The organism is Faecalimonas hominis (genome assembly GCF_054660755.1).
Window position 1 is genome coordinate 1 of sequence record NZ_BAAHSH010000040.1, and the last position, 26,365, is coordinate 26,365.

Consider the following 26,365-nt stretch of genomic DNA (forward strand, 5'->3'; position numbering starts at 1 on the left):
AGTCAAGTGGGCACGGAGATGTGAAAAAGAGAAAGATAGAAAGTTTCTCGTATTACAAATGTGACCTCTCGGTTTACAATTCATCTGTAAAACGTTTTTACAACTTTTTCCTGCAATTTTTCGTTGTCGACAACGAGCTCATCATACTTTTCACCCTGTCGGACCGTCCCCGGAACTTTATCCACCTCGCCTTCCAACTTATAATTAATCATTTTTTTCAGTTCTCCTTCAGAAATATCCGTTACCATATACGGTTCCATTTTCTTATATAACTGAACAACATCTTTCGTCCCCTGCATTTCCTCCTGCAGTTGTTGCACAAGCGCTTCTATAAACAGGCTCTGCCTTTCCATACGTTCATTGTTGCTTCCCGACACATTTGTATCCCTGTAGCGGACATACTGCTGTGCCATTTCTCCGTTGAGCGTAACGGTCTCCCCTTTCTTAAATGCAGGATTAATGTGCGTATAATCTTCAGTCATCGTAATTTTCACTCCGCCCAATTCATCGGTAATCTTTGAAAATCCTTCCATGGTTAATGCCACATAAGCGTTAATCGGAATCTGATACAGAAGGTTCGACACTGCCTCTCTTGTCAGAACGCAGCTTCTCCTTCCTCCGTCCCCGTAAGCATACTGCAGCGCAATCTGCGCTCTTTCCGTCGAAAGCGGATTCCCATTCATGTCATACGTTTTGATGTCCGTCATTGTGTCCCTGGAAATGGAAAGCGCTTTTGTCGTTTTCTTTTCCGTATCCATTGCAAAGAGAACTAAACTGTCCGTCTGACCGCCGTCACCCACTTTGCGCTCCTCTATTTCATTCTCCTCGTCAATTCCCATAAAAAGAACCGTCCGCAAATCGTAATTGTATTTATATTTTTCCCCTTTATAAGTAATATAATTTCTTTCCTGATTGCCGCCCGTGTATTCGTCATAGTCTGCTTCCTTTTTCTTCTCCTGCTGCATGCGGTATGCCAGCACCACTGTCACTGCCACGAGCAGGACAGTAACAATTCCTAAAATAATATACTTTCGTTTCTTCACTTTTTCGCTCCTGTTTCTTCTGATACGAGAAAAGCCAATACGTAAACGGTATCGGCTTTTCCTATTCATCTTTTATCTTTCCATTAATTCTTCCGCGATATTTCTTGCATGATCCGAAATTCTTTCCAGACAGACAAGCGCATCTAAAAAGACAATTCCTGCTTCCGCATTACATTGGTTATTTGCTAATCGCTTAATATGTTTTGTACGAAGCATCAGTTCAAGTTGATCTGCCTGCGTTTCCTTCTCAATTACTCTCAACGCTTTATCCTGGCTGTCCTCCTCGAACGCTTCAAGAGCATATTTATAACTCTTTGCACAGACATCTAACATTTCTTTAATTCCGTCTGTGCCCATATCTGAAAATTTCAGTTTCTTTTCCCGGAGTGTTTCCGCAAACTCTGATATGTTTTCACAGTAGTCACTGATTCTTTCCATATCAGATACAATCTGTAATAAATGCGCCACTTCCTGATGTTCCTTCTCGCTTACCTGAAGAGAAGAAATCTTAATCGCATATGTGGTGATTCCCGCACTCAGTTTATCGACTACACTCTCTTCTTCCTTCAGCGCTTTAATATCATCGCTGCTCAATGTGAACAACACCGTTTTCGCTTTCTCCAAAGAGTCCATAACAATGTGTCCCATACGTGCAATTTCCGTAATTGTAGACTGTAGGGCGATGCTTGGTGTCTCTAACATTCTGTCATCAAGAAGAACTGCTGAATCTTCCTGCTCACTTTCGTCCACACGTCCGATTTTCTTAGCCAGTTTAATGATTAAGTCTGATACAGGGAACAATAGGATTGTTGTTCCGATGTTGAAGATCGTGTGTACCGTACTAATCTGTGTCTGTGTAATCATTCCCGTTCCCATCGCCGGATTGATCACCGTGAAGAAGACAATGGCTATGACACTGAATAAGATTGTTCCGATAATGTTAAACAGTAAGTGCATAAGCGCTGCTGTCTTCGCATTTTTCTTAGCGCCCACACTTGATAACATGGCAGTTACACAAGTACCGATGTTCTGTCCCATGATAATGTAGATTGCCGCGCTCATCGGAACAAGTCCCGCTGCTGCCAGACTCTGCAAAATTCCCACTGAAGCAGATGAACTTTGAATAATCGCCGTCACCGCTGTTCCCGCAAGAATTCCCAAAATAGGATTACGTCCCAGTGTAATGAAAACTTCGCGGAATGCCGGAGATTCTTTCAACGGTGAAACCGCTGATGACATTGTTGAAATGCCGACAAACAAAATACCAAATCCAATAATGATACTTGCAACTTCCTTAGACGAATGTCTCTTGCCTGTCAGCATAATGATTACACCGATGATAATGGCAATCGGGGCAAGCGTCGTAGGACTTAGCGCTTTCGCCCACTCCACACTGGAAACAAGCCAGCCTGTTACCGTAGTACCGATATTCGCACCCATGATAACTCCCATGGCCTGTCCTAAATTCATAATTCCTGCATTTACAAATCCGACAACCATAACCGTAGTTGCCGATGAACTTTGGATAACCGCCGTGATCAATGCTCCAAGCAATACTCCAAAAAATTTGTTCTTCGTTAGTACCTCTAACAATGATTTCATTTTATTTCCGGCCGCGTTCTCAAGTCCCTGAGCCATAATCTGCATACCGTAAATAAACATTCCCAATCCGCCTGCGAAAGGGATAATAATGTCTGCGTAACTCATTGATTTCCTCCTCGAAAAGTCAACTTTTAACTTTTACCTTTTTCTTACGTCCTTTTTACCATACCATTATCTTTCAGCAAAAACAACTTATTTTTTCATTTTAGGCTCAAAAATCAACGATGCGCCGTATCCGAAAATCAGCGCAGAGGACGTTCCCACCGCCGCCGCTTTCAGTCCTCCCATGAAAGTTCCTATAAATCCATACTGCTGAATTGCCTCTTTTACTCCTTTCCACAGAGCGTTTCCAAATCCCAAAAGCGGGACGCTTGCCCCCGCTCCCGCATAGTTTTGAAAAGGTTCATATAAATTCAAAAATCCCAATACGGTTCCCGAACAGACGAGAAGAACCATAACTCTTCCCGGCATAAGTTTTGTCCTGTCCAACAAAATCTGCACAATCGCACAGACAAGCCCGCCAACCCAAAACGCATTTATATAGTCCATTTTTTCTTCCTCCTTAACAATGCTCCAATACAATACCGTGAGCTATTCCCGGAACACTTTCTCCCTCATTGTAACTTACGGTGGACATCAAAGCCCCTGTCGGCACAAAGAGCACTCTTCTCCACTCCCCGCTCTCCAGTTTCGGCAGAATATAGGCCGATAATGTCGTAGCCGCACAGCCGCAGCCGCTTCCCCCCGCATGCGTATCCTGTGTTTTCTGATCGAAAATAGTCATTCCGCAATCCATGTGATTGCTCTTTATATCTCTCCCCTGTTTTCCGACCAAATCAAAAAGAATGCTCTGTCCGATATATCCGAGATCCCCGGTAATAATCCTGTCATAATCCGTCTCCCTGCGGCTAAAGTCTTCCAGATTCCTCACAATCGTATCGCAGGCAGCTGGAGCCATACACGCTCCCATGTTCTGTGAATCTTTCAGCCCGTAATCCACAATTTTTCCTACCGTCACACCGGTTATCCGCACATGACTTTTTCTTGTCCCGACAAGAAACGCCCCGCTTCCGGTTACTGTCCAATGTGCCGACAAAGGTCTCTGTGTGGCGTATCCAAGCGGAAATCGGAATTCTTTTTCCGCACTTCCAAAATGACTTGAAGTAACCGCAAGCATCAAATCTCCGTACCCGCCTGCCACAGCCATGGACGCCAGCGCCAACGCCTCACCCGATGTCGAGCACGCCCCATATAAACCGAACATCGGAATCTTAAGTTCCTCTGTTCCCATACTGGTCGCCACACCCTGACGCAACAAATCTCCCCCGTATAAATATCTCACCTCTTTTGGTGTTACTCCTGCTTTTCTAAGAGCAAGAAGACACGCCTCTTTTTGCATCGTACTCTCCGCCAGTTCCCACGTTTCCTCACCAAATAAATCATCTTCCCCGACCATGTCAAACCGTTTTCCAAGCGGCCCTTCTCCTTCTTTTTTCCCTACGATTGAACCGCTGCTGATTATATACGGCGCCGTTTCAAACTGAATACTCTGACTTCCTTTTATCATTTTATAGTGTCACCCCCGATTTGATTAACAGATAATACACAACGCCCAACACCCACGATGTCACAACACCGTATAAAATAACAGGACCTGCAATCGTAAAAATTTTGCAGCCTATACCGAAAACCTGTCCCTCTTTCTTATATTCTATGGCAGGCGCTGCCACTGAATTGGCAAATCCCGTGATGGGAACAAGCGCTCCGGCACCACCCCATTTTGCAATTTTGTAATAGACATTTAATCCTGTTAAAAGTACACTCAGAAATACGAGAACAACAGATGTCCACGCTCCGCTTATTTCTTTTGAAAGTCCCTGACTGCTGCAGTAATTTAAAATCACCTGACCGAGAACACAGATTCCCCCGCCCGTCACAAATGCTTTTACCATATTCAGCCACACGTTATGCACAGGTGTTTTTTCCTTGACATATTGTTCATACGCCTTTTCTTTTTTCTCTTTTTCCATAATTTTTTTCCTTTCTACCAGCCCTTAAAAAAGAACAGACACGCCCCGATTCCTTTTCCAAGCGCTATACTTAATATGATATAGGGTATTCCCTTTAAAACTTTTACCCTTCTGATAAAAATGGGGAATACATTCAGGATTTCAGCCAGCGCCATAGACCAGCAGCCGACAAATATCCCCGCAAATATTCCAAACAGCATTAAAATCACGGTACCGATTGGAACGGGAATCTGATAGATAAATAAAATGTTTCCAAGTATCCCTCCGAGCGCAACACTCGTTTCGTATAAAAGAATGTGATTTCCCGTGTGCGTCCTGTCGGCAAAATCCGATACGACACCCAAACTGACAACAAATGAAAACAATCCGCCCGCTACCGTCACCCCTGCGCTAAGCCCGATGAGTGCCAGCAGAAGTTGTTTTACCCACATCTAGTTCTTTCTCCTTTCGTGAATAGTTTTCAATCAGTGTTGTCTGTATATCATTTTCATACAGCCGCATTTCCACTTCCATCGGTGTCGGGTCCACACTGAATTTTTTTCCTCCGAAATGATTAAAGAAAATCAGTATGCCCACAATCAATCCCACACAGTACATCAGTTCCAGCACGGTAAACCCGCTGCTTTGTTTTCCCATAAGTAATGTATAAATCTGCCCGAACAGTTTCGTTGTCTCCACATCATTATTAAATGCCATGATGGAAAACGCCGCCCCGACAAATGTAATCGCCGTAACTGCCGCCACCTTTGTCCAGTGTATAAATTTATTCGGTGTTTTCTGGTCTTCACAGGTAATGATAATGTCTTCTTTTCCCAAATTTTCAATGTCCACATTTGGATACTGTCTGTGTATACATTCAATAATCTTTAGTACAGACACAACATATCTGTGCTTTCCGTTATTCTGTACCTTTAGCAGTTTTAACGCTTTTATTTTGGGTATCATTTCCAAATTGGCACATTCTATGGACAGAATATCTCCAAGCGTAACTTCGCTTTTTGTCACTTCCACATTTTGTTCCCCTTTTATATATACGGTATCTTTCGTCACTGCCATAAATAATTCACCCCTGTAATGAGAACCCCTGCGTCTGTACTTTCAGCATGACGCACATCAGAGAAGTAGTAGACAAGACCTACTGCCACCGCAATCAGAACAACACAAAATAAGCATACCCGCACTTTTTTTCTTTGTTTTTCCATACATTTGCACCTCACCTTTCCAGATGTTAGTATGGCTTTTTTGAAAAAAATTATACACGGGTATGCTTTCGCTATATCTTTTCCCTCAAATATCCTAAAATTTTCTTTTCCAGTCGGGATACCTGCACTTGTGAAATGCCCATTGTTTTTCCTATTTCCGACTGTGTTTTGTTTGCAAAATATCTCATATAAATCAACTGCCGTTCTTCCTTTTTTAACTGTTCCAGCAACTGTTGCAGTAACATATGATTTAGTATTTTCTCCTCCTGCTCCTCCTTCTCCTCCAGTTTGTCCATCAACTGAATTTCATTTCCGTCCTTCTGGTAAATCGGTTTATGCAAAGACTCTACCTCACCGCCGGATTCCAGCGCCAGGGCAAGTTCTTCCTTTTCCACCTCCAGTTTCTCCGCAAGTTCTTCCACTGTGGGCTCTCTGTTTAAACGTTCTTTCATCTCTTCTTTCGCCAGATAGGCTCTATACGACAATTCTTTCAGAGAGCGGCTCACTTTTATCATGCCGTCATCTCTCAAAAATCTTTTAATTTCCCCGGAAATCATCGGAACGGCATAGGTAGAAAATTTTACATCGTAAGACAAATCAAATTTATCAATCGCCTTTAACAGGCCGATGCTTCCAATCTGAAACAAATCCTCCGGCTCCGTTCCTCTGCCATAAAAACGTTTGACTACACACCACACAAGCCCCACATTTTCTTCAACTAACTGTGTCCTCGCTTTTTCATCTCCTTCGTGTGAGCGTTTGATTAAAGCGATTGTGTGTTCCATGAAGACCTTCCTTTTCCGATTGTTTTTTCCATTTTTACCGTTGTTCCTTCTCCCACTGTGGAAGAAACTTCCACCTTATCCATAAAAGCCTCCATAAAAGCAAAGCCCATTCCCGACCTTTCCAGTTCAGGCTTCGTCGTAAACAGCGGTTCCATCGCCTTTTCTACATTTTCAATTCCCTTTCCCCTGTCACGCACTTCCACACAGATTGTCTTTCCTTCCGTACGGCAAAGAATCTCTATTTTATGTATTTCATTTTCGTATCCGTGAATGATTGCATTTGTCACCGCCTCGGAAACCGCCGTTTTTACATCGGACACTTCCTCCAGCGTCGGATTTAACTGTGTCATAAAAGATGCCACAGCAACTCTCGCAAACCCTTCATTCGATGAGCGGCTGTCAAAAATCAGTTCCATTTCATTTGTGTCTTTCATATACATAGTTCCTCCTCATAAATATGAATTATTTTTGTCACTCCGGACATTCGCAAAATCTTCTTCAATCTTTCGTTCGTGTTCATCGCCCATACTTCCCCTCCGAACAGACAGACCTGTTTATAGCGCCCCATAATGACGCCTATCCCAGAACTGTCCATAAAATTAGTGTTCTGAAAATCAAAGAAAATATATTTGATATGATTTTTTTCTACAAGTTGGTCCGATAACTTTCGTATCTGTTCCGCATTATGATGATCTAACTCATTTGGAAGACAAATGGTAAGACAATTTTCCTGTATCTGATATTCCATACTTTTCCCCTTTCTTAAATAAAAAGACAGAAAAAGGAAATCTTTTTCTGTCTTTTGTAAAATCTCTATTCTTCTGTATCCGTACTGCTTTCCCCACTTGTAGCAGTTCCTGTCAAAGCCTGCTGTGCCTGACTTGCCAATTCTGAATCCGGATATAATTCCACAACACGTTTGTATGTCGTCTTTGCCTGTTCTGTTTTACCTGCTTTCTCATAGGCTTTTGCCAGGTTAAGAAGCGCTTTTCCGTCCTCGTATTTCTCGTCAATTGATGTGACAAATTCCAATGCGGTTACGGCTGTCGTATAGTTTTTCACCTCATAATTTCTTATGGCAAGGCGATATTTCTTCGCACAGAGCGGCGAAACGTATTCGTCATAAATTTTGTCGTATACGGCAACTCCCGTGTCGCCAAGAGAATCTTTCTTTACCGCTTTCAATTCCTTGGCAAGCGACTCTTTATTATATCCTGACGTCTTACTGTGTTCGTAAACGCTGAGCAACGCCTCATAACTTGTCTTTGTTGCCTCTGCAGTGGCCTGCGCCTCTTCCGTTTTCTTTGTTGTATCCTTGTATCCTTCTATCTCTTTTTTCAGCGCGCTGATTTCCGCATTTTTTCCGGAAATCTGGTCACTGTATTTGACAATCTCCTTATTCAGCTTATTCGTCTTAATCTGATTTGTTGTCGGAACAATCAAAAACCATACAACCGCCGCCCCTACAACAATTCCGATAAAGATATTGATAATGGTAGACATTGCCCCGTTATCTTTCACTCCCGCTGCCGCCGGCTGAATAATCGTCTCATTACCCAGATTATAGGTAACTGTCTGGTCTTTCTCTTCCTGTTCTTTCTTAACCGCTTTTTTGCTGCTGATTTTTGACAGTTCGTGCAGATATCTAAGCGTCACTTCATTCGTTGTGTCAATTCTGTGGGCTCTTTTTAGAACCTGCCTTGCCTTTGCATACTGCTCTGTCTGTAAATATAACAATGCTAAAAGTTGAAGCGCCTTTAAGAATGTCGGGTGTGCAGCCACTACCTTTTTCAACTGAATCAAAGCCAAATCTTCTCCGTCCTGAAGACAGTAACTTAAACATTGATTATATTTTTTAATCGCATTGTTTATTGTATCCAGTTCGCCTGCAGACTCCTGCACTTTTTTAATGTAGTAATTCGCAATGTTCTCATGATTTTTAAAGTTCTTGCTGATAATCCACTCTACAAGCGCCTCTGCGATTTCTCCCTTTGCGTAGCATACAAGACCTAAAAGGTTCCTTGCCGCAACATTCTCCCGGTTGTATTGTAAACTTTTTCTCAATGATACCGTCGCCCCGGACAGATCATGAATTTTCGCTTTTGCCAATCCATCATTATACCAATAATTCGATTGATAGATAAGTTTCTTTGTATATTCCACCTTGTTTCTCCCCGCAATCTTTCTACTTTGTTTGCTGCTGCATCATTTCACGCAAAATATCCGTCATGTCTGTTAAGTCTTCCTGATATACCGCGTCTTCAATCTGCTCTACTTCTAAACTGGGTTTAAACTTCTTAATTTCTTCTTCAAAATTTAACATCTTTTCTTCCTCCCTGTAATTCTTTTAACTTCCCTGCCAAATAAAGCGAGCCAAGGCAATACACTTTGCCCTCTTCACCTTTCTTTTCCACTGCACATGACAATGCTTTTAAAAGGTCTGGCTCCACAATTACTTCTGACTTTACATATTTTCTAAATACCTCAGCCAACCGTTCCGGCTCTTCTCCTCGCGTGTCCGGAATCTCTGTGATAATATAACACTCCGCTTTCATATGTAAACAGAGATATTGTATCATCTTTTCATAGTCTTTATCCGAAACTGACGAAAAAAGAATAACATTCTTTGTATCTTTCATCTGTTTTACACTTTTGACAAACGCTTCCACCGCACCTATATTATGCGCTCCGTCCACCACAATTCCCGGCATGATTTCTTCCATTCTGCCCTGCCAGACTACATTTGCCAGCGCTCTCCTCCATAGAGACATATCTTCTTTCTCCGGAAAAAGATATTCCAGCGCTTTTATGGCAAGCATGGCATTCTCCACCTGATAAACTCCGCTGTTGTGCAATTTCCACGTAACATACTTATCATACGCATTCACTGAAAAAAAATCAATATATTTATCCGTACTTTCTATAATTTCGTACGCATTTTTCGAGATTTTTATACATGGAGACTGAAGTTTTTCCGCCCTTTTTTCAATAACATGGGTATATTCTCTGTCCCCCATGCATACTACGGGAATTCCTTCCTTTATAATGCCCGCCTTCTCTGCTGCAATTTTTTCAATGGTATCTCCCAATATATCTGTATGATCCAATGTAATTGATGTGATGACAGTCATAATCGGGTGCTGTATTGAGTTGGTCGCATCGAGTCTTCCGCCAAGCCCCGTCTCCAAAATAATGTATTCCACATCGGCCTCGGAAAACGCATACATTCCCATGCCAAAAAGGAATTCAAAATAAGAAGGGTGGGCAATCCCGTCCTTTTTCATCTCTTTTATTGTATACATCACAAAATGAAATGCCTTCAGAAATTTTTCGTCAGAGATTTCCTCTCCCTGTATAACGATTCTTTCATTGATTTTTTCCAGATGAGGAGAAATGAACATTCCGGTTTTCTTACCGTCAGCCAACAGCATTGCCTGTAAATAAGCACATACCGAACCTTTTACATTTGTCCCTGCCACATGAATTATTTTTTTGTTTTTCTCCGGATTTCCTAAACGCACAAGGAATTCTCTGGTATGTTCCAGAGAATTCTTTGTCGTAAATTTAGGAAGATCCGCAATGTATGCCTCCGCCTGTACCTTATTCATTTGCCTGCGCCTCTGTTTTCTGTGCTTCTGCTTCCTGTGTTTCTTTTGCCTTCCACTCTTCTGGAGTAAGTAATTTGCCGTCATAATATACATATTCTGCTGATTCCCTGAAAATTCTTTCACTTGAACCAACCTGACATACTTTTATTTTATCTCCGTTTTTTAACTTCGTTTCTTTTAAATCAATTCTTGTATTGTTCAGGAAAGTGGCGTCCTGTTTATCGTCATTGATATATACTTTACTGTTCTTCGTAAAGTTTTCTCCGTACAGACTGTAAGTATCCTCCACCTGCTGCACAATGCCGGTCAGCGTAACATCTAAAATTCCCATCTGCATATATCCTGTTTTTACAGGATTCTTATCTTTTCCGCCATATACATACTGCTCCCCGTATAACATGTCATACTGCAGTAATTCCAAGTCTGCCAGATAATTTTTAGTTTTTCTTCTGTTCTGGTGGTAGTTAAACACGGTTCCCGAATGAATGTCGAGACGATCAAAAACATCTGCCATTGCCTGATATGCGGCTATATTTTCATCTTGTTTCGGCAATCCGATATTATCCCAAATAACATAATTTGTATTGTACAGATAACGCCCTTTTAAATCTTTCGCTTCCAGTCCCATTGTCGGCAGATGGTCTCCGTAGAGTACCAGTACAGTCGGCTCGTCTCTGTCCTTCAGCATCTGAATCAAGTCACCGATAAATTGGTCTGTCTCATACAACTGGTTTACATAATATTCCCATGCATTCGTTCTTCCTTCGTCCTCAATTCCGGTAACTCTTATGCGGGGATTTTCAATTTTCTTTTCTTCCGGATAATCTCCGTGTCCCTGTACCGTAATACCGAACACAAAATCCTGCTGCTCTGTGGAGTCCATCGCATTTTTAATATGCTGTGTCAATACACTGTCTTTTGCCCAGCCGTTTTCCGTCAACTGTAAAATGTTCATAAATTCTTTACTTGTATAACTGTCAAATCCGATATTGTTAAAGACGTCCGCACGGCTGTAGAAGTTTCCTCCATTATTATGCAGTGCATGCGCCCCGTATCCGAATTTTTTCAGCGCTGTCGCGGCACTTTCCGCCTGTGTCTTCTTCAAAATCGTTTTGTACGGATATTCACCCGGTCCGAAATAGCGCATACTCATTCCGGTCAATACCTCAAACTCTGTGTTTGCCGTTCCCGCTCCCACAGACGGTACTTTAAAGTATCCCGATGAATACTGTTCTGATAATTTTCTGAAGTTTGGAATCGGATCCTGAGACGTTTTGAAAAATTCCACTTCATACGGATCGAAGAAAGATTCCAACTGAATAAACAGAATGTTCGGCATCTCTTTTCTTCCCGTTTTTGACTCTGTAATCGCTCCGTTATCTGTGATTTTATTCATCGTCTCTTCACTGTATCCGTTTGGCTCCTCAATTCCCGTGTTAAATACACTGGCAGAAAAACAGTATGGAAAACCGTAATCTTCATAAGCAAATGCAATATTTCCAAAATAATTTGAAACGACACGTTTATCAATTGCCAGATTCGTCAGAAGACCAACTGTTCCAAACGCGGCGACTATTGCGATAAGAGCAGGGATACGGTGCATTTTCCCCGTATACTGCCCTCCTCTTTTCCACATGGAAATAAGCCAGATGACAACGGCAACAATGCCTATTGCCAGCATAATCCCTTCAAATCCGGTGAAATACTTATCAAAAAGCGTCACGGCGTCTCCCGCTACTTTCAAATCCTGTGCATTAAACGGAGTAACTCGAATCAACAGCATATAACCGTTCGTAATTCCAAGGCCAAGCCAAAATACACTCAGCAAAATTCTTGTAAACACACGGCGTTTTACAAGATATGCAAGTAAAAACGTAATAAAAATCAAATAGGCATTAAATAAAAATGTCCACGGAGATTCTATCATGTAGTCCCACGCTTTAAACAGCGAGTGTCTTGAAATTGCCTCTATCGTGAGGTTTAAAACACACGCATACAGTACATGAAATACAAGAGAAAACTGATTCATTACCTTGTACACCGGTTTCATTTTCTGTGCGAACGCACTGTTTCTTCTTTTCTCAAGAATAGCCTGCCGCCGTTCTTTCCGGGCTTTCCAATATGCTTTTATGTCTTCTTTCTTTATTTTTTTAAACTGTATATGCTTCATTTATAAACCTCTCTTAAAACTTGCACGGACAGTATTATTTTTTAAGTCCTGCCAATCTTTCTTTTACCTGTTCCATCATCTGTGTATATTTTTCCAGTTTAGCTTTTTCTTCGTTGATTTTTGCCTCAGGCGCTTTGCTGATGAATTTTTCATTGCTCAACATACCGTTTACACGGGCAAGTTCTTTTTCCAAACGTTTCTCTTCTTTTGTTAAACGCTCAATTTCCTGCTCAAAATCAACAAGTTCGGCAAGCGGCAAATATACAACCGCATCTGTGACAACAACAGAAACCGCATCTTCCGCAATACCTTCTTTTGTTTTCTGAATAACAATTTCACTTGCATTCATTAAAGAAGCGCAGGAAACTTTGATTTCTTCAAATCCTTCGCAAAGTTCCCCGTTTTCACAAACAACAAATGCTTTTGCTTTTCTGCTTGGAGCAACATTCATCTCCGCACGGACATTACGCACACCGCGGATAACTTCTTTCATATGCTCTAAAACATTTTCTTCTTTTACATAGTTCCATTCTTCTTTATATTCAGGCCATGAAGACATCATAAGAGATTCTTCCTCCGGAACTAAAGCACTGTAAATTTCTTCCGAAACAAACGGCATATAAGGGTGCAGCATCTTTAATCCGTTCGCCAAAACTGTTTTCAATGTCCACAATGCGGCATTTGCAGATACTGCGTCATCATCAGCATGATAAATACGGTATTTTGCCAATTCAATGTACCAGTCACAGAATTCGTCCCAGATAAAGTCGTATACTTTCTGTAAAGCAATACCCAGTTCAAATTTATCCATGTTTTCCGTTACATCTTTTGCAAGTGTATTTACTTTTGATAAAATCCATTTATCTGTCGCTGTCAAATCGCTTTCTGACGGAGTTGTAATTTCTTTTTCTTCCATATTCATCATAATGAAACGGGAAGCATTCCATACTTTATTGGCAAAGTTTCTGTTTGCCTCAACTCTTTCGTCATAGAAACGCATATCATTTCCCGGCGCATTTCCCGTTACAAGCGTCATACGAAGAGCGTCCGCACCGTACTGTTCGATAATTTCTAATGGATCAATACCGTTTCCTAATGATTTACTCATCTTGCGTCCCTGTGAGTCACGCACAAGTCCGTGAATAAACACAGTGTGGAACGGTGATTTTCCTGTGTGGGCAAATCCTGAGAATACCATACGGATTACCCAGAAGAAGATAATGTCATATCCTGTTACAAGTACGTCCGTCGGATAGAAATAGTCTAATTCTTCCGTGCTGTCCGGCCAGCCGAGTGTCGAAAATGGCCATAACGCTGAACTGAACCATGTATCCAGTGTATCTTCGTCCTGTGTAAAATGTGTACAGCCACAGTGTTCACATTTTTCCGGCATCTCTCTTGCCACTACAAACTCACCGCATTCGTCACAGTAATATGCAGGAATTCTGTGTCCCCACCAAATCTGTCTTGAGATACACCAGTCACGAATATTTTCTAACCAGTGTAAATAAGTCTTGTTGAATCTTTCCGGAACGAATTTTAACTCACCTGTTTTTAATGCGTTGATTGCCGGTTTTGCCAACTCTTCCATTTTTACAAACCACTGTTGTTTAATCAACGGCTCTACAGTTGTATGACAGCGGTCATGTGTACCTACATTGTGTGTATGTTCTTCGATTTTTACGAGGTAACCCTCTGCTTCCAAATCTGCCACAATCGCTTTTCTCGCCTCGTAGCGTTCCATACCTGCGTATTTTCCGCCGTGTTCATTGATTGTCGCATCATCATTCATAATATTGATTTCCGGAAGGTTGTGACGTTTTCCTACCTCAAAGTCGTTCGGGTCGTGCGCAGGTGTAATTTTTACCGCACCTGTTCCAAACTCTTTATCTACATAATAGTCTGCCACAATAGGAATCTCCCTGTTCACCAACGGAAGTATAACATTCTTTCCTACGATGTCTTTATATCTCTCATCGTCAGGGTGTACCGCAATCGCCGTATCCCCAAGCATTGTTTCAGGACGTGTTGTGGCAATTTCAAGGAAACGGTCTGTACCTGCAATCGGATATTTAATGTGCCAGAAATGTCCTGCCTGTTCCTCATGCTCTACTTCCGCATCTGAAAGGGAAGTTTTACATACCGGACACCAGTTAATAATTCTTGATCCCTTATAGATATAACCTTCCTCATATAACTTAATAAATACTTCTTCCACCGCTTTTGAACAGCCTTCGTCCATTGTAAAACGTTCTCTGTCCCAGTCACATGATGTTCCCAGTTTCTTTAACTGAGATGTGATCGTTCCGCCGTACTCTTCTTTCCATTCCCATGTTCTTTTTAGGAAACCTTCACGTCCAAGTTCTTTCTTGTCGATTCCCTCCTCTTTCAACTGATTTGTTACTTTTACCTCAGTGGAAATGGCAGCATGGTCCGTTCCCGGAATCCAAAGGGCGTTGTATCCCTGCATTCTCTTATAACGAATCAGAATATCCTGAAGGGTGTTATCTAACGCATGCCCCATGTGAAGTTTACCCGTGATGTTCGGCGGCGGCATAACAATTGTAAACGGCTTTCTGCTTCTGTCTACCTCAGCATGAAAATATTTATTCTCACACCATTTTTCATATAATTTTGTTTCAATCTCTTTCGGATTGTATGTTTTCTCTAATTTTTTACTCATTTTTTCCTCCTGTTTTCCCTCATCAGTACATTTTTTGTTTCTTAAGGTAATAAAAAAACCCTCTACATAAAAATGTAAAGGGCGAATTATCGCGGTACCACCTTTGTTATATATACAATAACCGTACATATATCTCTAAGTTTCTTAACGTGAACTACCCGTGATACCCTACTGCCCTGTTCAGATACCCAGCTCCAAAGCTACCTTCTATACCTTCTTCTTGCAACTGCCTCTCAGCCTATGAGCAGTTTTCTCTTTCAAGGAACAATATATACTCTTCTTTCTCATCGCCTTTAAATGTCATTACTGTTGATTATCATATCCCCCAAAGCCCCTGTTTGTCAAGAACTTCATAAATTCTTTAGAATTTTAAACTGTGGACGCAATTCTCCTATAAAAACATTGCAAAAACTGACGCTCCAACCACCGTAATCAAGCCTGAAACGACGATGGAAAGACTGCTCATTGCACCTTCCACCTCTCCAAGTTCCAATGCTTTTGCCGTTCCGATGGCATGGGCAGACGTCCCAAGCGCAAGCCCCACCGCTATCGGCTCATAAATTTTAAACAGTTTACAGACCGACTGTCCAATCACATTTCCAAGTACTCCTGTCACAATGATAACCGCAACCGTGATTGTCGTAATGCCGCCAAGTTCATCGGACACTCCCATTCCAATGGCAGTTGTAATGGACTTCGGCAATAAAGTAACATATCCTCTGTGGGACAGTCCGAACAACCATGCCATCGCCAGCACACTTAAAAGGCTTGAAAGCACACCGGACAAAATGCCCAGAAAAACGGCAAGTCCGTTCTTTTTTAACAGGGTAATCTTCTGATACAGCGGAATTGCAAGCGCCACAGTGGCGGGGGTTAAAAGATAACTTAAATATTTTGCCGTTTGATTATACATATCATAATCAATATCAAACAGAATAAGAAATCCGACAACAAATAGAATAGAAACCAGCAGCGGATTTAAAATTCCCCATTTTAACTTTTTCTTCAGAAACAATCCTATCCCGTAACTGACAATACTGATTGTCACTCCAAAATAAACAGATTCTGTCAGCAATTCTTTCATGATTCCATTTCCTCCCGCTGTTTCAGGCGGATAACCGCCTGTGTAACTTTTCCGGTACAAACCATGACAATTACGGTTGTCACAAATGTAATGACAACTACCGGAACAAGAATTTCCTTTAAGTCCGCCCATGCAGCAATGATTCCCACTGCCGCCGGAATAAACATCGGCGGCATAATGTCAATCAGAAAATCCCCCGCTATTTTCACCTGACTTAACTTCACGATTTTCGTGCACAGACAGAACAGCATAAGTAAAAGTCCGTAAATACTGGCCGGAATCGGAAGGGGAATGATACTGTACAAAACTTCTCCGATAAACGTCACTGTCAAAATAACTCCAAACTGATATAATAACTTCATTTTTTCACCCCCACTACAGTAATATTTTCTCTAAATCACTCACGGTCTCTGCAATGTAGGTTGCCCCGTGATTTTCCAATTCTTCCCGCTCCCCAAAACCATAGAGAACGCCGATGGAATCCACACCGCATATTCCCGCGCCGATCATGTCGTGTTCCTTATCGCCAATCATTACAATTTTTTCCGACTCTGTAATTTTCATCTGCTCCAGCGCATATTGAATGACTTCCGCCTTATTTACCCTTGTGCCGTCCAGTTCGCTTCCCGCAATATATGAAAAATATTCCTTCAATCCAAAATGCTCCAATATTTTATCTGAGTATACAGTTGGTTTTGATGTGGCAACAAGAAGCGTTTTCCCCTGCGCTTTCAACTTTTGCAGTAACTCGGGAATACCCGCATACACTTCATTTTCATATAAACCGACAGTCGCAAAGCGCTCTCTGTATTTTTCGACCGCCCTGTCTCCCTCCCCGTCGGTCATATTGTAATATTTCACAAATGATTCCTTCAACGGAGGTCCGATAAATTTTCTAAGTTCCTCCGGATTTTCCGTATGTATCCCAAACGACTCCAGTGCATATGCAACGCATGTCGTTATCCCCAGTTGTGAGTTTGTCAGCGTTCCGTCCAAATCAAATAAAATGTACTGATAATTTTTCATCTGTTTTCCTCCCTTAAAATAACGAAGGGACGTATACCGCCCTCCTCATCTATCCTCTTGCTTTTTTCTTTATGTTCCATTCTCCAATCACTTCATTTACGGTTGAAACCGTCACAAAGGCTCTCATATCCACCGTGTGAAGATATTCAAGAAGTTTTCCGTATTCATTCTGTGTAAGAATAGTCACAACTTCAATTCTCTCCGTCTTATTATATCCACCCATAGCAGTATACAGTGTCACACCTCTATTTAATTCTTCCGTTATGAATTTCTGTACAACTTCATAGTGGTCCGATAAAATACAAACACGTTTTCTTCTGTTAAATCCACCGATAAAGTTATCAATGACAATACCATTGACATACGTAGCTAAAATACTTAGAATAACTTCTTTTGTGCCATACACTAAAATAGAACTTACCGCAACACACATACCTGTGATGGTCATTGCCTTTCCGATTTCCACATGAAGATATTTATTTACAATTTTTGCCACAATATCAAGTCCGCCCGATGAGGCATTTGCATTAAACAACATAGCAAGTCCCACGCTTACGACAAGCACATAACAAATCGTATCAATTAAAATATCTCCCGTTAAAGATTTATTATTTGGCACAATTTTTTCAAATACAAATAAAAATACAGGAAGCATGACAGATGTGTACACTGTTTTTGCTCCGAATTCCTTTCCGATAAAAATAAATCCGATAATAAGCAATGCTGCATTTAAAATAAATGTCATTACGGATATTGGAAGTGGAATAAAGTTTGCAAGCACGATAACAAGACCGGACAAACTTCCCACGATAACATTACTCGGTATCATGAAAAAATATACTGCCATAGAAATAATGAAGATACCAAGTGTAATGATGCCATATTCTCTGATAAACTTTTTCTTATCCATGTTTTCCTCCGCTTAGTTTTCCTTAAATAAAATGTCATGATTCATTGTCTGATAAAATGTTTTCTTGATTTCATCAAAATGCAAACCGGGCAATGTCATAATCCACATCAGTTTTGTAATGATGGATTCCAGTGTCATGTCGTACCCTTCTATCAGGTCAAAGTCCTGTTTTACCTTTTGTCCGACTTCATACACTGTCATGTTGCTTCCCTCATTTGCAACCTGGGTTGTCATCACAACCAATTTCTCTTTTTCTTTCCATGCAGACATCTGCTCATAAAATTCATGCACGATACTTTCCGGCATTCCGCCCACTCCAAAACTTTCAATAACAATACAGTCATAGTCTTTAAAAATATAGGACAAAATATCCGCTTTCATTCCCGGTATCAGTTTTAATACATAAATGCTGTTTTTCATCTCATGATAAAACCTTACCCGGCTCTTATGCGGTATCGTCGGAATATAACGAATAATATTACCGTCCTGAATAACCGCAACGTATGGGAAATTAATACTCTCAAAGGCATTATAACTCTTTGCCCTTACCTTCTTCGCCCTTGTTCCCACAATTACTTTCCCGTCAAATACAATATTGACGTCCTGTGATTCATCATCTGCCGCATAAATAAAACTGTCCAAAAGATTCGTCTTCGCATCTGTCACGTCCATATTAATCGGCTTCTGCGCCCCTGTAATTACAATCGGCTTTCTCGAATGCTGAATCATATAGGAGAGCGCCGAAGCGGTATATGCCAGCGTATCGGTCCCATGACAGATAACAAATCCGTCGTATTTGTCATACTGTTCCTCTATCGTCTTAGACAATATTGTCCAATGCTCAGGAGTTACGTTTGTGCTGTCTATATTGCAAACCTGCATTGTCCTTACTTCACATACCTGTTCTACCTGTGGAATATAGGACAAAATATCCTCTGAGGACAATCCCGGTTTCAATCCGTTTTCCGTCTGTTTTGACGCAATCGTTCCCCCTGTTCCAATCATCAATATTCTTTTTCTCATCTGATGTTTTCTCCTCTGTCTCAAATTAACATTACTATTTTATCGCAAGAACAAAAGATAATCAACCCAATCATTGATTACCCGAAATTTCTCTCCACCAATCTGCAGTATTCCTCATATTGCGGAATCCCTTTTAAACTTTGAAGGGATTTTTGGATTTCTTTATAATACCAGCCGATTATCTGCTTATCTTTCATGCGAAAGCGGTTCCAAAGTTCTTCTTTATATATAGGATAATCTCTGTCAATATCTCTTATGTTTGACAGTTTGTCCGCAAGTCCAACATATTGCACTTCCAATGGCGCTGTTTTCAGTTTCTCAATTGTTGCACTTTTTCTTTCTTTCCAGCTTTTTGTCTTATCCTCGCTTTCATGCAATACCATCGTTGTAATTCTTTCCCCAAACTCCTGTCTTAATATCTCTTCCGTCACTTCTTTACAGTCCTCGATTGTATCGTGTAAAATTCCCGCCGCAATTACTTCCTCATCGGCAGTCATCTCCGATAAAATCTTCCCCACTTCAAGTGGGTGAACAATGTACGGCCTGTCCGTCCCTTTTCTAAACTGACCTTCATGTGCTTTCGTTGCAAATCGGATTGCTTTTTCTACCATAGACATTACCCTTTCTATTGTACAATTATAGTTTTATCATACCACTTTTCCATTCGTGTAAAAAGGATTTTCCTTTGATTCTTCCTTTTTTTCATGTATAATATCGAGAGATAATATATGGAGGAAATAAACATATGGATAAAAGAAATGTACTTGTTACCGGGGCATCTCGAGGCATCGGAAAAGCCATTGCCCTTCTCTTTGCCGAGAAAGGATTCCGTGTCTTTATAAACTGTACCCGTTCGGTTTCTGATTTAGAAAAAGTAAAAGAAGAAATTGACGCAATGCACATGGGAGAATGTCACCTTGCCGTAGGTGACGTCGGAAACCCAGATGATGTTGCCGACATGTTTGCGCACATAAGACGGCACTGTAATGGAATTGACATTTTAATTAACAATGCGGGTATCTCCTACATCGGCCTTCTTACGGATATGACAAATGCGGAGTGGAATACGCTGCTGCAGACAAATCTCTCCTCCGCCTTTTACTGTGCAAAAGAGGTGATTCCACACATGGTTTCGCAGAAATCCGGAAAGATTATACAGATTTCTTCTATATGGGGCAGTGTGGGAGCGTCCTGCGAAGTCGCCTACTCCGCTGCAAAATCAGGATTACACGGATTTACAAAGGCGCTTGCCAAAGAACTGGCTCCAAGCAACATTCAGGTCAACGCCATCGCCTGCGGTGCCATTGATACGGTGATGAATAAGCAGTTAGACGCAACGGAACGTCTCGCTCTGGAAGAAGAAATCCCTGCGGGACGATTCGGGCTTCCCGGGGAAGTTGCCCGTCTTACATTTGACATTGCGACCGGACACGACTATATGACCGGACAGGTCATCGGCATGGACGGAGGCTGGTAGATAAATGAAAACAGGTGAAAGCCACGATGCTTTCACCTATTTTATTAACGCCTGTATTTTCTTAAAAGTTTCTGTTCCCGCCTTTTCCAATAATTCAAACAGTATGGATTCATACGTTGTTAAGATAACGCCCTCCTGTTTTGCCCTCTCAAGAGCAATCTGTTTGTTGTGTAACGTGCGGGAAGACAGACAGTCTTCCACCAAAACCGGAATGTATCCGTTTTCTTTTAAATCAAGTAATGTCTGCAATACGCATATATGCGCCTCTATTCCACATACAATCACAAATTTTTTCCCTTTTATCGCTTCTTTGACCGCATCAAATGAACTGAAGGCTATCTTCTCCAAAGGCTCGTATTCTCCGAGTACATTTTCAATCTCCTTTACGGTCGGTCCAAGTCCTTTTGTGTACTGCTGAGTAACTGCAATCGGAACTCCGAGTTCCTTCAGTCCATTTAAGAGAATGGCTGTATTTTTCAGCAACGCTTCTTTCTCATACATGACCGGCATAAGTCTTTCCTGATAATCGACTACAATGGCAATCGTGTCTTTCGCTTTTATCTTCATAATGCCCTCCTATTTTAGATCCAACTCAACAGGACAGTGATCCGAACCGAATATATCTGTTAATATTTTCGCATCTGCAAGTCTTTCACGCAGACTTTCCGACACACAAAAATAGTCGATTCTCCACCCCGCATTCTTCTCTCTCGCCCTAAACCGATATGACCACCATGAATATATACCTTCCATATCCGGATAAAAGTAACGGAATGTATCTATAAATCCGGCATCTAAAAGTTCTCCGAATTTTCCTCTCTCCTCATCGGTAAATCCTGCATTTTTGCGATTTGTTTTTGGGTTCTTCAAATCAATTTCCCTGTGGGCAACATTTAAGTCACCGCAGAAAATAACCGGTTTCTTCTCTTCCAGTTTCTTCATATACGCCAAAAAGTCCGTCTCCCACTGCATGCGGTAATCTAAACGCGCCAATTCGTTTTGCGAATTCGGTGTGTATACTGTCGCAAAGTAAAATTCCGGAAATTCCAGTGTAATCAGCCTTCCCTCTTTGTCATGTTTCTCAATTCCCATTCCATAAGTGACAGAAAGAGGTTCTTCCTTTGTGAAAACAGCAGTACCCGAGTATCCTTTTTTCTCAGCATAATTCCAATATTGGTGATACCCTTCTAACTCTAATTGCAGTTGTCCTTCCTGCATCTTGCTTTCCTGTATACAAAATATATCTGCGTCTGCCTGATGAAAGAAATCCAAAAATCCTTTCTGTACGCAGGCGCGTATCCCGTTTACATTCCATGATATAAGTTTCATTTTAACGACTCCTTAACTTTATATTCTACTTCTTTCAGCGTAAGAGCGTGTGCAGGGGCTAAAAATCCCGCATTTACCCTCTTTTTTGATTTTAATGCTTCCAATACACTCTCCACACTTCGTTCGCCTGCTCCAGCCTCCAGAAGTGTCCCAACAAAAATGCGCACCTGATGATACATAAATCCATTTCCATAAAAACGGAAATATAACTTTTGCCTATATGTTTCTATCTGTATATCATACAATTCCCTGACAGCGGATTTCTCATCTTTTTTATCGGTAAAAGCAGAGAAATCGTGTTTTCCAATTAGCAGCGCTGCCGCTTTCCGCATTTTTTCCGGCTCCAGCGGTTTTGTGTAGTGATAACAGTACTTCCTTGTAAAAACGTCGGCTTTCTCTCTCATATCCACTACATATTCATATGTTTTTGCCACTGCATCTAAGCGACTGTGAAAACGGTTCAGAACAAGTTCCACATGGCAAATGCGGATATCCTCCGGCAATTTTTCATTTAACTTCTCTTGAAATACTGCCTCTTCCACTTTTCCGGAAAGTCTTACGTTCGCCACCTGCCCGCCTGCATGGACACCGCCGTCCGTCCTCCCCGAACCGTCTATCTCCACCGGATAACCGACAACTTCCCCTATCGTCTTCTCTATAATACCCTGAATCGTCATCGGTGTACCCGATTGTCTCTGCCACCCCTGATATTTTGTGCCGTCATAGGCAATTATCATTTTATAATTTCTCATACGATACCACTACTTATTTTTTTCATAAATTAAACGGAGTCCCTTTAATAAAAGTTCATCGTCTATACAAATCTTCTGCTCGCAGTGAGGAACAATTTTCTTTGCCAGACCTCCCGTTGCAATAACGGTTGCCTCCTGCCCCAATTCCCTGTTAATGCGGGAAATCATACCGTCAATGCACGCCGCATTTCCATTGATAATTCCGCTCTTCATACAGTCTATCGTATTCTTTCCGATAATCTTTTTCGGCGCTTCAATACTGATGCGGGAAAGTTGTGAAGTTCCCGCCGTAAGAGCGTCAAGAGAGATGCGAACTCCCGGCAGGATCATTCCTCCGATATAATTTTTCTTCTCATCTACGACACAAAATGTAGTCGCCGTACCCATATCAATAATGATAAGAGGGGCCGTATATTCATTGATTGCCGCCACAGCATTTACAATCCTGTCACTTCCTACCTGAGCAGGGTTGTCCATCAAAATATTCAGTCCGGTTTTCACTCCCGGTCCTACGATTTTCACCGATTTTCCCAATACTTTTTCCGCTGAAGCACGAACAATATTCGTTATCGGCGGAACAACGGACGAAATAATTCCCCCCTCAATTTCCTTTGGATTGATATGATATAACTCCAAAACATTTTTAAAACTGATTGCATACTCCAACTCAGTCTTTGTATTATTTGTCGATAAACGCTCCACAAAATAAATTTTTTCCCTATCGCAACAACCGATTACGATATTTGTATTTCCAATATCTATTGCTAAAATCATTGTCTTCTCCCTAACCTATCACACTTCTTGATTTCAATAATACTCTGCCCACAAAAGCAACAAGCACTCCTGCAACAATCGCTTCCGGCACTCCGTTTATCCCTATAACAGACAGAATAAATCCATATACCGCATTTGACGCCACACCATTCGCCATTGCGTAGGCATCTTTAAAAAAGACAAAAATAAGATTCATCACTAACAGTGTATTTGTCAGTGAACCTATCACTCCGCAAACGCCGAGCGAAAAAATCATGGACGATTTCCATTTTTCTGTTATCTTTGTCATAAACCGATATACATAATATGGAATGATTCCTACTAAAATTCTTGGTAAAAAACAGATAATAATGCTCCCGATTCCTCCGTGAATTTCTCCCAGTGAATAAAATGGTGAGAATACAAAAGAAGTCGCTGTCGGATTCATCGTATTATTGATAAGACTTGTCAGTCCGAATACAAATCCTAAAATCGCTCCTTTTCTCGGTCCGAGTATCAAAGCACCTATAATGACGGGTATGTGGATAATCGTCGCTCTCGTAAATCCGAGCGGGATATATCCCAGAAATGGGGTAAAAGCCATAATGATAATCAGTGCTGCGAAAAGTGCAACCTGAACCATTCCTTTTACCTGTGTGTTTGGCTTACTGCCGTTCGTTGTGTTATTCATTTTTTTCTCCTCCTTGTTATTATTCTCATTGCGAGATACAATACAATACCGCGTAATTATAGCACGCTAATTTCTTTATCGCAATATTTGTTTTCCATTTTTCCATTGAAAGCATTGGCGTTCATTTCAAAATTATGCTACAATCGTACATAGAAAAAATTACGGAGGTACGTTATGTTAAAAGGAAAAACCGTTGTTCTAGGCGTAACCGGTGGGATTGCCGCATATAAAATCGCAAATCTGGCAAGCATGCTCGTCAAACTTCATTGTGATGTACAAGTAATTATGACGGAGAATGCAACAAATTTTATTCACCCGATTGCTTTTGAGACACTAACAAAAAATAAATGTCTGATTGATACATTTGACCGCAATTTTCAGCATAAGGTGGAACACGTTTCCATCGCCAAGCGTGCGGACGTTGTTCTGATTGCCCCTGCAACTGCCAACGTGATCGGCAAAATGGCAAACGGCATTGCGGACGATATGCTCACCACGACCGTTCTTGCGTGCAGATGCAAAAAAATCGTTTCCCCTGCGATGAACACAAATATGTACTGCAATCCCATCGTGCAGGATAATTTGAAGAAATTGCAGCACTATGGATTCGAAATCATCGAAGCAGACACCGGTTTCCTTGCCTGTGAAGACATCGGACAGGGGAAAATGCCTTCCCCTGAAGTATTACTGCAGTATATTTTAAAAGAAATCGCATTTGAAAAAGATATGAAGGGCAAACGTGTTCTCATCACTGCCGGTCCGACCCGCGAAGCGATTGACCCGGTCCGCTATATCACTAATCACTCTACGGGAAAAATGGGATATGCTCTCGCAAGAAACTGTATGCTGCGTGGAGCGGAAGTGACTTTAGTTACCGGACCGACAAGTATTGACCCTCCACCGTTTGTTCACGTTATCCCTGTCGTATCCGCAAAGGAGATGTTTGACACTGTATGCAGCCACGCCAAAACACAGGATATTATTATCAAATCCGCTGCAGTTGCAGACTATCGCCCTATTACGGTTTCAGAAGAAAAAATGAAGAAATCGGACAGCGAACTTTCTATTCCACTGGAACGGACAGATGACATTCTGCAATATTTAGGACAAAACAAAAAAGAAAATCAATTTATATGCGGATTTTCAATGGAAACCGAAAATATGCTGGAAAACTCCAGACGAAAACTGGAAAAGAAGAACGCAGATATGATTGTTGCAAACAATTTAAAACAGAGCGGCGCAGGTTTCGGTACGGATACCAATATCGTCACTCTCATCACAAAAGACAGCGAGCGTTCTCTTGACGTCATGTCGAAAGATGATGTGGCAAATGAAATCGTAAATACGATACTGGAAAAACTGTCATAATATAGAAAGAAGCGGGAAACTGTCCCGCTTTTTTTATTTATCCAATATTTTCTTTAACTCAGCCATGAATGTGTTCACGTCTTTGAACTCACGATATACCGAAGCAAATCTTACATAGGCAACTGCATCTAATTCTTTCAGTTTCTCCATAACAATCTCTCCGATAACCGTGCTGGAAATTTCTTTCTCCTCTCTTTTAAAAATCTCCGTCTCAACAGCATCAATTGTTTTCTGTATCTCCTCCGCTGAAACCGGACGTTTGTAGCAGGCACGAAGAACGCCCGCCTCTATTTTTGAACGATCATACTGTTCTCTATTATTGTCTTTCTTAATAATGATAAGCGGAATGGTCTCTATCTTCTCATATGTGGTAAAACGTTTGCCACACTCATCACATGAACGCCTTCTTCTAATAGAAGTTCCGTCCTCCGCCGGTCTTGAATCGATAACTCTTGTATCCGCATGATTACAATATGGGCATTTCATTTCTCTTCCCTCTTTTCACTCGTTTTCTCTAGTATATAAGTTCGTCTGAAACTTGTCAATATTTACAGTTTTTCAGAAATTTTTCTTCTTTTATCTCCACCAAAATAATGTCTTCCCCTATTTTTTTAATACATTCAAACGGAATTACATACTCCGAGTCATTGCCGAGAAAACCGCATATCCGCCCCGGTCCGGGAATAATAATTGCCTCTACATTTCCGGTACACAAATTAATTTCCAAATCCACCACACAGCCAAGCCGTTTACAATCACATGAATTAATCACTTCTTTCTCTCTTAATTCACAAAGCCGCATACACTACCGTCCTATCTTATTGATATT

Annotated in this window: 31 protein-coding genes and 1 other annotated feature; of the genes, 2 read left to right on the forward strand and 29 right to left on the reverse strand. The window is 41.3% G+C overall.

The genetic code is table 11. From position 1 onward, the window contains the following. Window positions 1–80: 80 nt before the first annotated feature. The 22 genes from ACYQ35_RS07580 to ACYQ35_RS07685 all read right to left on the reverse strand — a co-directional run bounded on the left by ACYQ35_RS07580 (window position 81) and on the right by ACYQ35_RS07685 (window position 19,777). Entirely contained in the window at window positions 81–1,043 is a 963-nt protein-coding gene (locus ACYQ35_RS07580; protein WP_459831873.1) for an LCP family protein, read from the reverse strand. Window positions 1,044–1,115: 72 nt separating this feature from the next. Further along, window positions 1,116–2,750, reverse strand: a complete 1,635-nt coding sequence (locus ACYQ35_RS07585; protein WP_459831877.1) for a Na/Pi cotransporter family protein — start codon at window positions 2,748–2,750, stop codon at window positions 1,116–1,118. 87 nt (window positions 2,751–2,837) lie between these two features. After that, on the reverse strand, window positions 2,838–3,194 hold the full coding sequence (locus tag ACYQ35_RS07590; protein ID WP_009462294.1) for a SpoVA/SpoVAEb family sporulation membrane protein: 357 nt from the start codon (window positions 3,192–3,194) through the stop codon (window positions 2,838–2,840). A 13-nt stretch (window positions 3,195–3,207) separates the two neighbouring features. Beyond that, window positions 3,208–4,212 (reverse strand): stage V sporulation protein AD, encoded by a 1,005-nt coding sequence (locus ACYQ35_RS07595; protein WP_459831883.1) that lies wholly within the window; start codon window positions 4,210–4,212, stop codon window positions 3,208–3,210. Between the two features lies 1 nt (window position 4,213). Next, window positions 4,214–4,675 (reverse strand): SpoVA/SpoVAEb family sporulation membrane protein, encoded by a 462-nt coding sequence (locus ACYQ35_RS07600; protein ID WP_459831887.1) that lies wholly within the window; start codon window positions 4,673–4,675, stop codon window positions 4,214–4,216. Between the two features lie 14 nt (window positions 4,676–4,689). Beyond that, on the reverse strand, window positions 4,690–5,106 hold the full coding sequence (locus tag ACYQ35_RS07605) for a stage V sporulation protein AB (protein ID WP_459831890.1): 417 nt from the start codon (window positions 5,104–5,106) through the stop codon (window positions 4,690–4,692). Beyond that, entirely contained in the window at window positions 5,066–5,731 is a 666-nt protein-coding gene (locus ACYQ35_RS07610) for a stage V sporulation protein AA (protein WP_459831893.1), read from the reverse strand. Before ACYQ35_RS07610 ends, ACYQ35_RS07605 begins: the two co-directional genes overlap by 41 nt. Then, entirely contained in the window at window positions 5,722–5,877 is a 156-nt protein-coding gene (locus ACYQ35_RS07615; protein WP_009462289.1) for a hypothetical protein, read from the reverse strand. The genes ACYQ35_RS07610 and ACYQ35_RS07615 overlap by 10 nt, the downstream gene beginning before the upstream one ends. Window positions 5,878–5,948: 71 nt before the next feature. Continuing rightward, window positions 5,949–6,662, reverse strand: a complete 714-nt coding sequence (gene sigF / locus ACYQ35_RS07620; protein ID WP_459831897.1) for an RNA polymerase sporulation sigma factor SigF — start codon at window positions 6,660–6,662, stop codon at window positions 5,949–5,951. Next, window positions 6,641–7,096 (reverse strand): anti-sigma F factor, encoded by a 456-nt coding sequence (spoIIAB, locus tag ACYQ35_RS07625; protein WP_009462287.1) that lies wholly within the window; start codon window positions 7,094–7,096, stop codon window positions 6,641–6,643. The genes sigF and spoIIAB overlap by 22 nt, the downstream gene beginning before the upstream one ends. Continuing rightward, on the reverse strand, window positions 7,093–7,410 hold the full coding sequence (locus tag ACYQ35_RS07630; RefSeq protein ID WP_009462286.1) for an STAS domain-containing protein: 318 nt from the start codon (window positions 7,408–7,410) through the stop codon (window positions 7,093–7,095). Before ACYQ35_RS07630 ends, spoIIAB begins: the two co-directional genes overlap by 4 nt. Window positions 7,411–7,475: 65 nt before the next feature. Continuing rightward, window positions 7,476–8,825 (reverse strand): tetratricopeptide repeat protein, encoded by a 1,350-nt coding sequence (locus ACYQ35_RS07635; protein WP_459831904.1) that lies wholly within the window; start codon window positions 8,823–8,825, stop codon window positions 7,476–7,478. A 22-nt stretch (window positions 8,826–8,847) separates the two neighbouring features. After that, entirely contained in the window at window positions 8,848–8,985 is a 138-nt protein-coding gene (locus ACYQ35_RS07640) for a hypothetical protein (protein WP_009462284.1), read from the reverse strand. Continuing rightward, complete coding sequence (locus ACYQ35_RS07645) at window positions 8,972–10,270, reverse strand: bifunctional folylpolyglutamate synthase/dihydrofolate synthase (RefSeq protein WP_459831909.1); 1,299 nt, start codon at window positions 10,268–10,270, stop codon at window positions 8,972–8,974. Before ACYQ35_RS07645 ends, ACYQ35_RS07640 begins: the two co-directional genes overlap by 14 nt. Continuing rightward, a complete protein-coding gene (locus tag ACYQ35_RS07650) occupies window positions 10,263–12,440 on the reverse strand; it encodes a sulfatase-like hydrolase/transferase (RefSeq protein ID WP_009462282.1) in 2,178 nt (725 codons plus the stop codon). Before ACYQ35_RS07650 ends, ACYQ35_RS07645 begins: the two co-directional genes overlap by 8 nt. 34 nt (window positions 12,441–12,474) lie before the next feature. Next, complete coding sequence (locus ACYQ35_RS07655; RefSeq protein ID WP_009462281.1) at window positions 12,475–15,123, reverse strand: valine--tRNA ligase; 2,649 nt, start codon at window positions 15,121–15,123, stop codon at window positions 12,475–12,477. A gap of 74 nt (window positions 15,124–15,197) precedes the next feature. Then, window positions 15,198–15,420 (reverse strand) — a binding site (T-box leader). 94 nt (window positions 15,421–15,514) lie between these two features. Further along, on the reverse strand, window positions 15,515–16,207 hold the full coding sequence (locus ACYQ35_RS07660; protein ID WP_459831914.1) for an LrgB family protein: 693 nt from the start codon (window positions 16,205–16,207) through the stop codon (window positions 15,515–15,517). Beyond that, window positions 16,204–16,569, reverse strand: a complete 366-nt coding sequence (locus tag ACYQ35_RS07665) for a CidA/LrgA family protein (protein ID WP_009462279.1) — start codon at window positions 16,567–16,569, stop codon at window positions 16,204–16,206. Before ACYQ35_RS07665 ends, ACYQ35_RS07660 begins: the two co-directional genes overlap by 4 nt. A 13-nt stretch (window positions 16,570–16,582) precedes the next feature. Beyond that, entirely contained in the window at window positions 16,583–17,233 is a 651-nt protein-coding gene (locus ACYQ35_RS07670) for an HAD family hydrolase (protein WP_009462278.1), read from the reverse strand. Between the two features lie 49 nt (window positions 17,234–17,282). Beyond that, window positions 17,283–18,143: a YitT family protein gene (locus ACYQ35_RS07675; protein WP_009462277.1), complete on the reverse strand. Its 861-nt coding sequence runs from the start codon at window positions 18,141–18,143 to the stop codon at window positions 17,283–17,285. Between the two features lie 12 nt (window positions 18,144–18,155). Further along, entirely contained in the window at window positions 18,156–19,166 is a 1,011-nt protein-coding gene (locus ACYQ35_RS07680; protein WP_009462276.1) for an asparaginase, read from the reverse strand. Between the two features lie 77 nt (window positions 19,167–19,243). Continuing rightward, a complete protein-coding gene (locus ACYQ35_RS07685) occupies window positions 19,244–19,777 on the reverse strand; it encodes an HD domain-containing protein (RefSeq protein WP_459831920.1) in 534 nt (177 codons plus the stop codon). A gap of 134 nt (window positions 19,778–19,911) precedes the next feature. Here ACYQ35_RS07685 and ymfI point away from each other — a divergent pair, with 134 nt between their 5' ends. Beyond that, entirely contained in the window at window positions 19,912–20,643 is a 732-nt protein-coding gene (gene ymfI, locus ACYQ35_RS07690) for an elongation factor P 5-aminopentanone reductase (RefSeq protein ID WP_009462274.1), read from the forward strand. A 36-nt stretch (window positions 20,644–20,679) separates the two neighbouring features. Here the strand turns inward: ymfI and ACYQ35_RS07695 are convergent, their stop codons facing one another. The 5 genes from ACYQ35_RS07695 to ACYQ35_RS07715 are packed head-to-tail and all read right to left on the reverse strand — an operon-like array spanning window position 20,680 to window position 24,168. Further along, on the reverse strand, window positions 20,680–21,210 hold the full coding sequence (locus ACYQ35_RS07695; protein ID WP_009462273.1) for an isochorismatase family protein: 531 nt from the start codon (window positions 21,208–21,210) through the stop codon (window positions 20,680–20,682). Between the two features lie 9 nt (window positions 21,211–21,219). After that, window positions 21,220–21,972, reverse strand: a complete 753-nt coding sequence (gene xth / locus ACYQ35_RS07700) for an exodeoxyribonuclease III (protein WP_459831925.1) — start codon at window positions 21,970–21,972, stop codon at window positions 21,220–21,222. Next, window positions 21,969–22,724 (reverse strand): tRNA pseudouridine(38-40) synthase TruA, encoded by a 756-nt coding sequence (truA, locus tag ACYQ35_RS07705; protein ID WP_040449345.1) that lies wholly within the window; start codon window positions 22,722–22,724, stop codon window positions 21,969–21,971. The genes xth and truA overlap by 4 nt, the downstream gene beginning before the upstream one ends. A 9-nt stretch (window positions 22,725–22,733) precedes the next feature. Then, window positions 22,734–23,498 carry a type III pantothenate kinase gene (locus tag ACYQ35_RS07710; RefSeq protein WP_009462270.1) on the reverse strand — a complete coding sequence of 255 codons (765 nt, stop codon included), beginning with the start codon at window positions 23,496–23,498 and terminating at the stop codon, window positions 22,734–22,736. Between the two features lie 10 nt (window positions 23,499–23,508). Beyond that, window positions 23,509–24,168, reverse strand: coding sequence for an ECF transporter S component (locus ACYQ35_RS07715; RefSeq protein WP_009462269.1), 660 nt, complete (start codon window positions 24,166–24,168; stop codon window positions 23,509–23,511). Window positions 24,169–24,342: 174 nt separating this feature from the next. On the opposite strand from ACYQ35_RS07715, the gene coaBC reads away from it, so the two are divergent. Beyond that, on the forward strand, window positions 24,343–25,536 hold the full coding sequence (gene coaBC / locus ACYQ35_RS07720; RefSeq protein ID WP_009462268.1) for a bifunctional phosphopantothenoylcysteine decarboxylase/phosphopantothenate--cysteine ligase CoaBC: 1,194 nt from the start codon (window positions 24,343–24,345) through the stop codon (window positions 25,534–25,536). 33 nt (window positions 25,537–25,569) lie between these two features. Here the strand turns inward: coaBC and nrdR are convergent, their stop codons facing one another. Beyond that, window positions 25,570–26,022 carry a transcriptional regulator NrdR gene (nrdR, locus tag ACYQ35_RS07725; RefSeq protein WP_009462267.1) on the reverse strand — a complete coding sequence of 151 codons (453 nt, stop codon included), beginning with the start codon at window positions 26,020–26,022 and terminating at the stop codon, window positions 25,570–25,572. A 55-nt stretch (window positions 26,023–26,077) separates the two neighbouring features. Further along, window positions 26,078–26,338, reverse strand: coding sequence for a PRC-barrel domain-containing protein (locus tag ACYQ35_RS07730; RefSeq protein ID WP_009462266.1), 261 nt, complete (start codon window positions 26,336–26,338; stop codon window positions 26,078–26,080). Between the last annotated feature and the right edge of the window lie 27 nt (window positions 26,339–26,365).

Bases quoted from the DNA above. Each gene is read 5' to 3' on its own strand.
- ACYQ35_RS07585 (WP_459831877.1), bottom strand. From the start codon at position 2,750: ATGAGTTACGCAGACATTATTATCCCTTTCGCAGGCGGATTGGGAATG.
- ACYQ35_RS07590 (WP_009462294.1), bottom strand. From the start codon at position 3,194: ATGGACTATATAAATGCGTTTTGGGTTGGCGGGCTTGTCTGTGCGATT.
- ACYQ35_RS07595 (WP_459831883.1), bottom strand. From the start codon at position 4,212: ATGATAAAAGGAAGTCAGAGTATTCAGTTTGAAACGGCGCCGTATATA.
- ACYQ35_RS07600 (WP_459831887.1), bottom strand. From the start codon at position 4,675: ATGGAAAAAGAGAAAAAAGAAAAGGCGTATGAACAATATGTCAAGGAA.
- ACYQ35_RS07605 (WP_459831890.1), bottom strand. From the start codon at position 5,106: ATGTGGGTAAAACAACTTCTGCTGGCACTCATCGGGCTTAGCGCAGGG.
- ACYQ35_RS07610 (WP_459831893.1), bottom strand. From the start codon at position 5,731: ATGGCAGTGACGAAAGATACCGTATATATAAAAGGGGAACAAAATGTG.
- ACYQ35_RS07615 (WP_009462289.1), bottom strand. From the start codon at position 5,877: ATGGAAAAACAAAGAAAAAAAGTGCGGGTATGCTTATTTTGTGTTGTT.
- sigF (WP_459831897.1), bottom strand. From the start codon at position 6,662: ATGGAACACACAATCGCTTTAATCAAACGCTCACACGAAGGAGATGAA.
- spoIIAB (WP_009462287.1), bottom strand. From the start codon at position 7,096: ATGAAAGACACAAATGAAATGGAACTGATTTTTGACAGCCGCTCATCG.
- ACYQ35_RS07630 (WP_009462286.1), bottom strand. From the start codon at position 7,410: ATGGAATATCAGATACAGGAAAATTGTCTTACCATTTGTCTTCCAAAT.
- ACYQ35_RS07640 (WP_009462284.1), bottom strand. From the start codon at position 8,985: ATGTTAAATTTTGAAGAAGAAATTAAGAAGTTTAAACCCAGTTTAGAA.
- ACYQ35_RS07645 (WP_459831909.1), bottom strand. From the start codon at position 10,270: ATGAATAAGGTACAGGCGGAGGCATACATTGCGGATCTTCCTAAATTT.
- ACYQ35_RS07650 (WP_009462282.1), bottom strand. From the start codon at position 12,440: ATGAAGCATATACAGTTTAAAAAAATAAAGAAAGAAGACATAAAAGCA.
- ACYQ35_RS07655 (WP_009462281.1), bottom strand. From the start codon at position 15,123: ATGAGTAAAAAATTAGAGAAAACATACAATCCGAAAGAGATTGAAACA.
- ACYQ35_RS07660 (WP_459831914.1), bottom strand. From the start codon at position 16,207: ATGAAAGAATTGCTGACAGAATCTGTTTATTTTGGAGTGACAATCAGT.
- ACYQ35_RS07665 (WP_009462279.1), bottom strand. From the start codon at position 16,569: ATGAAGTTATTATATCAGTTTGGAGTTATTTTGACAGTGACGTTTATC.
- ACYQ35_RS07670 (WP_009462278.1), bottom strand. From the start codon at position 17,233: ATGAAAAATTATCAGTACATTTTATTTGATTTGGACGGAACGCTGACA.
- ACYQ35_RS07675 (WP_009462277.1), bottom strand. From the start codon at position 18,143: ATGGATAAGAAAAAGTTTATCAGAGAATATGGCATCATTACACTTGGT.
- ACYQ35_RS07680 (WP_009462276.1), bottom strand. From the start codon at position 19,166: ATGAGAAAAAGAATATTGATGATTGGAACAGGGGGAACGATTGCGTCA.
- ACYQ35_RS07685 (WP_459831920.1), bottom strand. From the start codon at position 19,777: ATGGTAGAAAAAGCAATCCGATTTGCAACGAAAGCACATGAAGGTCAG.
- ymfI (WP_009462274.1), top strand. From the start codon at position 19,912: ATGGATAAAAGAAATGTACTTGTTACCGGGGCATCTCGAGGCATCGGA.
- ACYQ35_RS07695 (WP_009462273.1), bottom strand. From the start codon at position 21,210: ATGAAGATAAAAGCGAAAGACACGATTGCCATTGTAGTCGATTATCAG.
- xth (WP_459831925.1), bottom strand. From the start codon at position 21,972: ATGAAACTTATATCATGGAATGTAAACGGGATACGCGCCTGCGTACAG.
- truA (WP_040449345.1), bottom strand. From the start codon at position 22,724: ATGAGAAATTATAAAATGATAATTGCCTATGACGGCACAAAATATCAG.
- ACYQ35_RS07710 (WP_009462270.1), bottom strand. From the start codon at position 23,498: ATGATTTTAGCAATAGATATTGGAAATACAAATATCGTAATCGGTTGT.
- ACYQ35_RS07715 (WP_009462269.1), bottom strand. From the start codon at position 24,168: ATGAATAACACAACGAACGGCAGTAAGCCAAACACACAGGTAAAAGGA.
- coaBC (WP_009462268.1), top strand. From the start codon at position 24,343: ATGTTAAAAGGAAAAACCGTTGTTCTAGGCGTAACCGGTGGGATTGCC.
- nrdR (WP_009462267.1), bottom strand. From the start codon at position 26,022: ATGAAATGCCCATATTGTAATCATGCGGATACAAGAGTTATCGATTCA.
- ACYQ35_RS07730 (WP_009462266.1), bottom strand. From the start codon at position 26,338: ATGCGGCTTTGTGAATTAAGAGAGAAAGAAGTGATTAATTCATGTGAT.